Below are 9,461 nucleotides of genomic sequence, written 5' to 3'. Positions count from 1 at the left end.
CCCACCTCCTCGCGCAGCCAGGACGCCTCTGCCTTGCGGTTGGCAGGTGGAGGGCGTGTGCCTACCTTTTCCCGGATTGTCGGGGGTGGGCATGATCGGGTCGGGGGCGTGGGTGTTGGGGGCCATGGCATGGCTGTGGGCTGGCGGGGGGGCAGGGGATGCTCGCTCCCGTCATGAGCAGAACAGGGAGGCGGTGCGGCTCCAGGTACAGCCGGCCAGCGCGCCTGCGTCCAAGGCTCGCTCTGTTGCCGCGCGCCAGCAGGGAGACCCCACCTGGCGCAAGGGACAGCCTGCCAGCCCCGGTGAGCTGCAGGTGGCGCCCTCCGCTCAAGCCGCGCTGGCCGGAGAGCAGATCTCCGTGAAGGTCTCTGCCCGCGAAGGCTCCATGGTTCGTGCCGAGGTCTTCCGGCTGGGCGTCTATGGAGGCACGGGCGCCCTCAAGGTGTGGAGTGGGGGGCCCTACACGGTCTCCACGCTGACTCGGTGCTCGCGGGCTCCGTGCAACGAGCGCCAGACGTTCTCCTTCGAGATTGCCCGGGACTGGGCGCCCGGCCTCTACCTGGTGAAGGTGACGCGCGCGGATGGGCTCAGGAGCTTCACGTCGATCGTGGTGAAGGCTCCTCAGGCTGCGGGGCCTCGCTCCTGATCAACCGGGGATGGAGGCCAGGAAGCGGTCGAGCACCTCGTTGAAGCGCTCCGGCTGCTCCTGGTTCGGAAGGTGCCCCGCTCCTGGGATGATCTCCAGCCGGGCTCCGGAGATGAGCGCGGCCAGCTGTTTCGCCTTCTCCACCGGTGTCACGACATCGTGCTCACCGACGACCACCAGCGCCGGGCCCGCGAAGCGCGCGAGGATGTCCTTGCTGTCTGGCCGCAGGGCCATGCCTCGCTGAGCCGCTGCCACCGCCTCGGGCGCTGCCCCCCGCATGAGCGCAGCGAGCTCGCGGCCCACCGGGGAGTCCGATCCTGCGGCCACCAGTTTGGGCAGCAGCGTCTGCACCAGAGGCTCCACGCCCTGCTCCAAGGCCTCCTGGGCCGACGTCTCCCGCCGCGCCCGGCCCGCCTCGTCGTCCGCGGTGGCCTGGGTGTCCACCAGCACCAGCCCTCGCACGCGCCCCGCATCCTCGCGCAGCAGCGCCATGGCGGCGTATCCGCCCATGGACACGCCCCCTACCACCGCCGAGTCGATCTTCAGCATATCCAGCAGCGCCAGCGCATCCCGTGCGATCCGCGACATGTCCGTGGGCCCCTCGCCCAGCTTGCTCTGGCCGAAGCCCCGGTGATCCGGAAGCAGGAAGCGGTAACGGCTCGACAGGGCCCGCACCTGTTTGTCAAACGCTGAGCTGTTCAGTGGGAAGGCGTGGAGCAGGAGCACGGGCAGCCCCTGGCCCACGTCCTGGTAGTGCAGGGGGATGCCATCGACGGTCACGGTCAACACGAGGCCTCCGGAGAGCTCAGATCCACTTCTTGTGCTTGAACCAGAAGACGAGCGTGATGGGGAACGCCACGATCATTGTCCACATGGCGTAATAGAAGACGGTACCGGAGAGCGCGTCGAAGTTCTGTCCGAAGAACCCCACGATGAACGACAGCGGCAGGAAGATCGTCGCGAAGATGGTGAGCTGCTTGGTGATGTCGTTCGTCTTGTTGGCCACCATGGACAGGTAGCCGTCCATCGCGTTGCCCAGCAGATCGCGCCCAGCGTCGATCTGCTCGTACAGCCGGACGAGGTGATCGTAGACGTCTCGGAAGTACAGGGTGGTGCGCTCCTGGACATGGGGGATGCCCCGCCGGGCCATCAGTCCCACCACGTCCCGCTGCGGCGAGAGCACGCGCCGGAACGTCACCAGCATCCGTTTCAGCTCGAAGATGCGCTGGAGCTGCTGCTTGTCCGCCTGCTCGAAGATGGCCACCTCCAGGTCCTCCAGCTCCTCACTGAAGGAGTCCATGATGGGGAACTGTCGATCGATCAGCGTGTCCGCCAGCAGGTAGAGGATGAAGTCCACTCCCCGCTCGATCGTCGCCCGCGGATCGTTCTCCACGCGACGGCGCACCTCGTCGTGCGCGTCAAAGGGGAACTCGTGGACGCTGATGAGCCAGTCCGGACCGAGGAAGAAGTGGTGCTCGTGTAGGGTGAGGTCACAGATGTCCTTCCCGGCGGTGAAGCCCTGGAGGACGATGAACTGGTGGTTGGGGTACTCCTCCAGCTTGGGGCGCTGGTCCAGGTGGAGGCAGTCCTCGACGGCCAGCCGGTGGAGGCCGAAGCGCTCCGCGAGCCGCATCAGCCCTTCCTCGGTGGGAGCGAGCACGTCGATCCACTTGGAGCCGGGTTGATCGAGCAGCTCCTCGCCGCCGCAGGAGGAACGGCCTTCGTGCTGGACACAGACCTGTATCTTCATGATGCCACTCCCGACACTGGGGTCGCGATGCGACTGCGAGTGCTAGAACCAACTGGGTGAGAAGTCGAGAACCTGTCGGCGCTGGATCGGTCTAAAGTGACCCCCGTGTCCGCCGAAACCCCACCCGCTCCCCTCGCTCCGAGGCTCGAGCAGATCCTCCAGTCACTTCCGGCTCCGGCCTTTGCTGGCCGCCTCAGGAAGGTCTATGGCGCCGCCGCGCAGGCCATCTCGCGGCTGAGCGACATGGACCTGGTGAAGTACGAGACCGACTCCACCGAGACGGGGGCTGACCTGTCCCTGTGGGAGGAGATGGCCCCCGTCATCCGGGATACGGTGATGGACGTGAACGCGCTGCTCAACGTCATCCGTGAGCAGTTTCCGGCGCAGCCGCTGGGAGGCACCGCGGACACGGTGAGCAGGGCGATAGAGGCGGGCCCGCTCCAGGGGAAGGCTCGGGATGCATCGCTCGCGCTGCAAGAGGCGATGACCCAGATGGCCCAGCAGATCACCCAGCTGGGCGAGGCCATGCGCAACCCCTCCGTGGTGTCCGACCGGTGGATGCTGCTGACGGAGGTCCAGCGCTTCCGGTCCACCTTCCGCGAGTACATCGGCAACCTCGTCTACGCGTCCATCAGCACCTTCGCGGACGTGTCCCGGAAGGAAGTGGTCCCGGGCTACGAGGTGGAGGTGAAGGCGGCGATGACTGTGCGGGCCATCGTGTCCGATCTGGGGCGCATCATCGCCGCGCGGCTGGCGAAGGTGAGCGACGCCGGGTCCGCGGATGTACAGGGGCACGCCCAGCAGTTCCAGAACGAGTTGGACGCCTTTGGACGGACGGCCGCCTACCGCGGCCTGCGTGCGCAGGACAAGCGGCGCATCATTGAGCTCCGCGGGAAGGTAGGCCCCCTTGCCGCGACGACGACTCCGCCGAAGGCCGAGCTGCTCGCCACTGTCGAGGAGGTCGATGCCCTGGTGCGCTCGTTGTCCGCGGTGAATCAGCGGCAGGTGCTCATCATCAATGACCGCGAGGTATGGGCCGCATGCGGGGTGCGGCTCGAGCGGGCCATGGGCTTCGTGGACGCGGATCCGGCCACGTCCGCACGCCTCCTGGCCGAGGCCGCCGCCATCGGGCAGTCCCTCTACGGGCGCGAGTCGAACATGGACGCCTTCCTGCGCAAGGCGCGCAAGGCGCCGCTGGCCACGCTGACGGGCCCGGAGCTGCGGGCGACTCTGGAGCAGCTGCAAGGGCTGCTGGCCAACCTGGGGGTGGCGTGAGGCGGCTGCCTCCTTCCAGTGTGGAGCGGACGAGCGGGCGAGCGCCGGGTCCCCGGCCCCTGCGAGAGGCGGAACTCTCGCGGGTGGAGAGCGTCTACACGGATGTGGATGGCACCCTCACCACAGGCCACAAACTGCGCAGCCAGACGATTCGGGCGCTCGAGCAGCTGTCCGAAGCGGGGCTGCGATTGGTGCTCGTCAGTGGCCGCCCGGCGGGGTGGGGTGAGGCCTGGGCTCGCACGCTCCCGGTGGAGGGGGTCATCGTGGAGAACGGCGGCCTCTGCTTCGTCCGCGGGGCCAACGGAGCGCTGCGCCGGGTGTATGCGGAGGCGCCGGCAGAGCGCGCCGCGAACCGGAAGCGCCTGCGCTCAGAGGTGCTCCGGGTGCTGAGGAAGGTGCCGGGTGCCAGATTGTCCTCGGACAGCGCCTCCACGGAGGTGGATCTGGCCATCGACTACAACGAGGAGGCCCGGCTCGGCGACGCGGCGGCTGGCCGCATCGAGGCGCTGCTGCGGGCGCGGGGCGTGACGGCGGTGCGCTCCTCGGTGCACGTCAACTGCTGGCTTGGACGCTTCGACAAGCTCTCAATGGCGCGACGCTTTGCCCGGGAGGCATGGGGTGAGCGGCTGATGCCAGAGGACGGCCGCTCCGTGTATGCCGGGGATTCTTTCAATGACGCCCCGATGTTCCAGGCATTTGCCCTCAGCGTGGGGGTGGCCAACGTGCGCGGCGTGCTGGACAGAATCGACGCGCCGCCAGCCTTCATCACCCGGGCTGCCGAGGGGCGGGGCTTCGAGGAGCTGGCCCGTGCCATCCTCGCCCAGCGCGGCCGCCGCCCGCTCTTCAGGAGTGACTCGTGAACGTCGTGAAGCTCGAGCTGGCCCGTGGACTGGGCCGTCACCTGCGCGCAGGCCACCCATGGGTGTTCCGCAAGGCGCTGGAGCAGGTGCCGAAGATCCCTGCCGGCAGTGTGGTGGACCTCACCGAGAACGGGAAGTTCGTCGCGCGTGGCTACTTCGATCCCCACTCCGCGATCGCGGTGCGGGTGCTCACGCGAGATCCGCGGGAGACCATCGACGCGGACTTCATTGCCCGCCGGGTGAAGCAGGCCCTGTCCGAGCGGCGGGCGCTCATTGATCTCACCGACACGGACAGCTTCCGCCTCCTGCACGGAGAGGGAGATGGCCTGCCGGGCGTGGTGGCGGATCTCTACGCGGGCTACGTGGTGCTGAAGCTGTACTCGGCGGGCCTCACGCCCTATCGCCATCTCATCGTGGAGGCGCTCAAGGCGGCGCTCCCGGATCTGAAGGGCATCCTCGGCCGGGACGAGGTGGCTCGGGACGACGTGGAGGAGGACGAGGGCCGGGGCTCTGGGAAGATGCTGTATGGGCCTCCCGCGCCGGAGCTCATCCCCATCCGAGAGCGAGGTGCCACCTTCCTCGTGGACGCCTGGCGTGGGCAGAAGACGGGCTTCTTCCTGGACCAGCGGGAGAACCGCTTCCTCATCCGCAGGCTTGCGAAGGACCGGGACGTGCTGAACTGCTTCTGCTTCAGCGGGGGCTTCTCGGTGAACGCTGCACTGGGTGGAGCGCGGAGCGTCTTCTCGGTGGATCTGGATCCGGACGCCATCGCGCTGGCCCGGGAGAACTTCACTCGCAACGGGCTGCCGGCGGAGAAGCACGACTTCCTGGCCGCGGACGTCTTCAAGATCATCCAGTCCTTCAAGGACGAGGGCCGGACGTTCGATCTGATCATCCTGGACCCGCCCGCCTTCGCGAAGAGCCAGCGGGCCGTGGAGGCGGCGATCGATGGGTACGCCTCACTCAACCGGCAGGCGCTCGCGCTGCTGCGGCCCGGAGGGTTGCTGGCCACTGCCTCGTGCTCGGCGCGCGTCACCCCGGATGACTTCATGGGAGCGGTGCGCGAGGCGGGCTTCAAGGCGGGGGTGGACCTGGCCCTGGTGGAGGAGCGCTACCAGCCGCCGGACCACCCGGTCCGCCTGCAGTTCCCCGAGGGGAAGTACCTCAAGTTCTACGTGCTCGTTGCAGTGTGAAGCTGTGCCTCAGCGCTGCTCGAGCTCCTCGGGGTGGAAGACGCGCGAGGCCACCCGGTCCAGCACCTCTTTGCCCCACTTGAGGCTGGCCTTCATCAGCCGCTTCATGTCCTTGGTGAAGGCGCGCTCATCCGGCACCTGCGTATAGGTCCGGCTGAGGTACAGCCCGCGGTTCTCGGGCTCGTAGTCCACGGTGCCACCGCCGGTGTCCGTGCCTTCCTTCTCCTCGGCCTGGAAGGTCTCGAGCACGCCCGGCTTGGGCGGCTCATGGAACTTGTACACGAGGGCGCTGCACTCCAGCGCCTTCGTGTCCTCATGCCACTCGAAGTAGAGCTGGGCCCCGCCCATCACCAGGCCACCAAAGCCCTCCTGGTTCAGCCCCGGGCTCTGCAAGGAGCCGTGGGGCCGGACGAAGATCTGCACCAGCCGCTGGGCGGCCTCCCGCGTCATGGGAACGCCAGAGGCCGAGGCAGGTGCCAGGCCGGCCACCCAGGACTTCAGGAGGCCTGCCAGTCCACTTCGAGGTGCAGTCGCCATCTCAGTTGCCGAAGTTGCCCGCCCGAGCCTGATCGAAGGGCACGCGGTGCTTCAGGTACACGGACTCGAAGCCGTGCGCGGCGATGGGGTTGAGGTGGAACTCGTTGAAGTGGTGCACCTGGGAGCCCTTGCCGCCGTCCGCGATCGGGTTCCACTTGTCGGGGAGAGGGCCGAGGCCGAAGGCGCCGGGCACCGGGTCACCGCGGTTGACGTAGTGCACGTACTCCGGGCCGTCCGGGTAGGTCGTGGCCGCAGCGCCGAAGGTCTCCACCTGCAGGTTGCTCATCAGCTTCTGCGCGTCCGCCTTGGACATCCCATCTTCCACACGCAGCCGGTTGTAGACGTCGCCGAGCGCGCGGCTGGTGATCAGGCCACCCTGGCTGTGCGCCATCACGTGCACGTCCCGGCCCGCCTTCAGCTCGTTGTAGAGCGTGTCCGCCAGCGTGTCCACGGCGGGGTTGGTGCCCTTGTCCAGCTTGTCCTTCACGCACTGGGCCAGGTCCGCGCCCATGCCCTCGGTGGCGTTGTGGATGCCGATCACCTTCGAGCCCGTCGTCTCCGCGATCGACTCGAGGCTGCCGAACTGGCCATCCTTCGTGGTGTTGATGCCGTTGACGTAGAGGATCGTCGAGGACGGGTTCGGGTTGTTCTTCGGGGTGACGCCGGGGATGTCGTTCAGCGGCGTGCCAGGCGGGAAGGTCTGCCCACCAGCGCCCACGAACTGCCCGTCATGCACGCGGTCCGGCTGGTTGCCGCCGCCGAAGAAGCCCTGCACGGCCTTGGCGCCGCCCACGGCCGCGTTCTCGAAGCCGTCCACCACGTTGCCGATCTTGTTGCCCGTCGCCACCGCGACGTCCTGCACCTTGTCGACAGTCTTGGCGACGGCGTTCTCCACCTTGTCGATGGCCTTCTCGGCGCCATTGCGCACCTGGTTGATGAGATTTCGGCCACGCTCGATAGGGTTCATGCGGGACTCCGTAGATTCGTGAGGGTTTACTGCTCTTGGTGGGAATTATCGCACCTGGCGCCGGAAAGTTGCCACTCCGTCGTGACGCGGTGCGTCATGAGCTAAGGCTTGAAGACGCGCGAGGCCACGCGGTCGAGGACGTCGTCGCCCCACACGAGGCTGGCCTTCATCAGGCGCTTCATGTCCTCGATGAAGGCCGTATGGGGAGGCGCCTGGGTGTACGTGCGGCTCAGGAAGAGGGACTTGTTCTCCGGCTCGTAGTCCACGGTGCCGCCGCCGGTGTCCGTGCCGGACTTCTCCTCTTGCTGGAAGCCTTCGATGATGCCGGGCTTGGGGTTGTCGCGGAACTTGTGGATCAGTGCGCTGCACTCCAGGGCCTGCTCCTTGTCGCGCCACTCGAAATAGAGCTGGGCCCCTTCGATGGCGACGCCGCCAAAGCCCTGGGGGTTGAGGCCGGGACTGTTGGGGTTCTCAGTGGCTGCCAGGAACGCCTGCGCCAGGCGCTGCGCTTCTTCACGGATCATCAATGGATCTCCAGGCGGGGAACGCGTGATCGAGCAGCCTAGCAGACATGGCGGCTGGCTGGCCCTGCATTGCCTCTCCCGGATCGTCAATGCACGGAGGGGCTTTTCGGCGCCTGCCACTCGCACAGCGGGATCATTCCTGGATCATTTCGCGATCAGGAACGGCGATATTTCTGAACGGACGTTCCCGGGTCAAGGTCACCCCTCCCTGAAGCGTCACGAGACATTCATTCGGGGGAGCGCCTTGCGGAGGGGCAAGCCGCTGTGGCTCACGAGGATTAAGGTCATCGCGCATGGTCACCAAAGGTCAATTCCTCGAGCGGCCCACGCTCATCCCCGTCGGCCACGAGGTGATGGAGGGGACGGCGCACCGGGGCGTGAAGAGGCCACCCTTGCTCGTGCTCTCGCCTCGGCCCGAGGAAGGCGGAGGGATGGACCACGTCATCGCGGCAGAGCTCGCATGGGCGGCGGCCACCGCTGGCTTCCCCACGCTCCGCTTCAACTACCGAGGCGTCGGAGGGAGTCAGGGCTCGCGCGGGACGGGTGAGGCGCTCGTGCAGGACGCCGAGGCCGCCATGCGTGTGCTGCTGGAGAACGCCGAGAGCACCAGCCTCGCGGTGGCCTCGCTCCACGGAGGAGCCCAGGTGGCGCTGGCACTGCAGGCCCGGCATCCCGCGGTCGGCGGGGTATGCCTGGTGGCGCCCGCGGACGTGGCGCTGGAGGAACTGGTGCGGCTGGATCGCGCCCTGCTCGTGGTGGTGGGCGAGGAGGACAAGCGCATGTCTCGGGCTGCCTTGTCGGCAGCGGTGGGTGAGGCGGCGCGGGGAGAGCTGGAGGTGGTGGATGACGCAGGCCCGAATTTCCACAGGAATCTTCCCCAGGTAGGGCGGTTCGTGGCCGGGTGGCTCAAGCGGCTGTCGGGCGAGTAACCGATGGAGCGCAAACGGTCAGACTTCTTAAGGTTTCTCAATACTCCGGCGCTTGCCCGCCGGCCCTCTCGTCGAACAGACTGTAGGGCAGACCCAATCGCCTCGTCGCTCGTTCGTAGGGGTCTGTTGAGGGAGTACCCCGTCTTCTGAGGAGTGCCGATGATGCGAAGGATTCTGGCGAACGCGGTGGTGGCCTTGGCGGTGGTAGCAACCGCGGCCTGCTCATCCCGGGACGAGGCACCCACCTCGATCGAGCCGAGCGCGCAGGCGCTGGACCTGGCGGATGCCGAGCTGGTGCCGGGCGGCATTGTAGTGGACTTCAAGGACGGCACCTCCGAGGAGCAGTTCGACGCCTGGGAGGCCGAGTGGGGCGTGGACGTCGAGTTCAACTCGATCGAGAGCGCCGATGACGGCCTCACCGTGGCAGTGGGGGTGGATGACGTGGAGAGCGCGCTGGAGCGCATCCGTCAGCACCCGGCCGTCGAGTCCGCCGAGCCCCTTCTCTCGTTCCGCTCGAGCTTCACGCCGAACGATCCGGAGTACAGCAAGCAGTGGAACCTCCAGATGATCGACATGCCCAAGGCCTGGGACGGCAGCAAGGGCAAGGGCGTGGTGGTGGCGGTGCTGGACACCGGCATCGCCTACGAGGACTACGACGACTTCAAGCAGGTGCCGGACCTGAAGGGCGCGAAGTTCGTGAAGGGCTACGACTTCGTGAATGACGACGAGCACGCCAATGACGACCACGGGCACGGCACGCATGTGGCGGGCACGATCGCC

11 protein-coding genes are annotated in these 9,461 nt (G+C 67.4%); 6 read left to right on the top strand and 5 right to left on the bottom strand.

Going from position 1 to position 9,461, the window contains the following annotated elements:
- Window positions 1–193 precede the first annotated feature (193 nt).
- On the top strand, window positions 194–646 hold the full coding sequence (locus tag VD972_RS23895) for a N,N-dimethylformamidase beta subunit family domain-containing protein (RefSeq protein WP_324990718.1): 453 nt from the start codon (window positions 194–196) through the stop codon (window positions 644–646).
- Here VD972_RS23895 and VD972_RS23890 read toward each other — a convergent pair whose 3' ends face one another.
- Both VD972_RS23890 and corA read right to left on the bottom strand, forming a co-directional pair.
- On the bottom strand, window positions 647–1,435 hold the full coding sequence (locus tag VD972_RS23890; RefSeq protein WP_324990716.1) for an alpha/beta hydrolase: 789 nt from the start codon (window positions 1,433–1,435) through the stop codon (window positions 647–649).
- Between the two features lie 16 nt (window positions 1,436–1,451).
- A complete protein-coding gene (gene corA / locus VD972_RS23885; RefSeq protein WP_324990714.1) occupies window positions 1,452–2,396 on the bottom strand; it encodes a magnesium/cobalt transporter CorA in 945 nt (314 codons plus the stop codon).
- A gap of 96 nt (window positions 2,397–2,492) precedes the next feature.
- Between corA and VD972_RS23880 the strand changes: the two genes are divergently transcribed.
- Genes VD972_RS23880 through VD972_RS23870 form a run of 3 tightly spaced genes read left to right on the top strand, consistent with a single transcriptional unit; the run spans window position 2,493 to window position 5,724 of the window.
- Window positions 2,493–3,671 carry a hypothetical protein gene (locus VD972_RS23880; RefSeq protein WP_324990712.1) on the top strand — a complete coding sequence of 393 codons (1,179 nt, stop codon included), beginning with the start codon at window positions 2,493–2,495 and terminating at the stop codon, window positions 3,669–3,671.
- Complete coding sequence (locus VD972_RS23875) at window positions 3,668–4,531, top strand: HAD-IIB family hydrolase (protein WP_324990711.1); 864 nt, start codon at window positions 3,668–3,670, stop codon at window positions 4,529–4,531. Before VD972_RS23880 ends, VD972_RS23875 begins: the two co-directional genes overlap by 4 nt.
- Entirely contained in the window at window positions 4,528–5,724 is a 1,197-nt protein-coding gene (locus VD972_RS23870; RefSeq protein WP_324990709.1) for a class I SAM-dependent rRNA methyltransferase, read from the top strand. The genes VD972_RS23875 and VD972_RS23870 overlap by 4 nt, the downstream gene beginning before the upstream one ends.
- A gap of 9 nt (window positions 5,725–5,733) precedes the next feature.
- Here VD972_RS23870 and VD972_RS23865 read toward each other — a convergent pair whose 3' ends face one another.
- The 3 genes from VD972_RS23865 to VD972_RS23855 form a co-directional block, all read right to left on the bottom strand.
- Window positions 5,734–6,174, bottom strand: a complete 441-nt coding sequence (locus VD972_RS23865) for a type III secretion system chaperone (protein WP_324990707.1) — start codon at window positions 6,172–6,174, stop codon at window positions 5,734–5,736.
- Between the two features lie 88 nt (window positions 6,175–6,262).
- Window positions 6,263–7,228: a hypothetical protein gene (locus tag VD972_RS23860; protein WP_324990705.1), complete on the bottom strand. Its 966-nt coding sequence runs from the start codon at window positions 7,226–7,228 to the stop codon at window positions 6,263–6,265.
- 101 nt (window positions 7,229–7,329) lie between these two features.
- Window positions 7,330–7,752, bottom strand: coding sequence for a hypothetical protein (locus VD972_RS23855; protein WP_324990703.1), 423 nt, complete (start codon window positions 7,750–7,752; stop codon window positions 7,330–7,332).
- Window positions 7,753–8,045: 293 nt separating this feature from the next.
- On the opposite strand from VD972_RS23855, the gene VD972_RS23850 reads away from it, so the two are divergent.
- Window positions 8,046–8,681 (top strand): alpha/beta hydrolase, encoded by a 636-nt coding sequence (locus tag VD972_RS23850; RefSeq protein WP_324990701.1) that lies wholly within the window; start codon window positions 8,046–8,048, stop codon window positions 8,679–8,681.
- A gap of 162 nt (window positions 8,682–8,843) precedes the next feature.
- A partial coding sequence (locus tag VD972_RS23845) for a S8 family serine peptidase (protein WP_324990720.1) occupies window positions 8,844–9,461 on the top strand: 618 nt, incomplete at its 3' end.

Origin of the sequence: Hyalangium sp., assembly GCF_035629615.1 — a bacterium.
GTDB lineage: Bacteria > Myxococcota > Myxococcia > Myxococcales > Myxococcaceae > Hyalangium.
The sequence above is the reverse complement of the archived record's forward strand: the minus strand, read 5'-3'. Positions and strand labels throughout refer to the sequence as shown.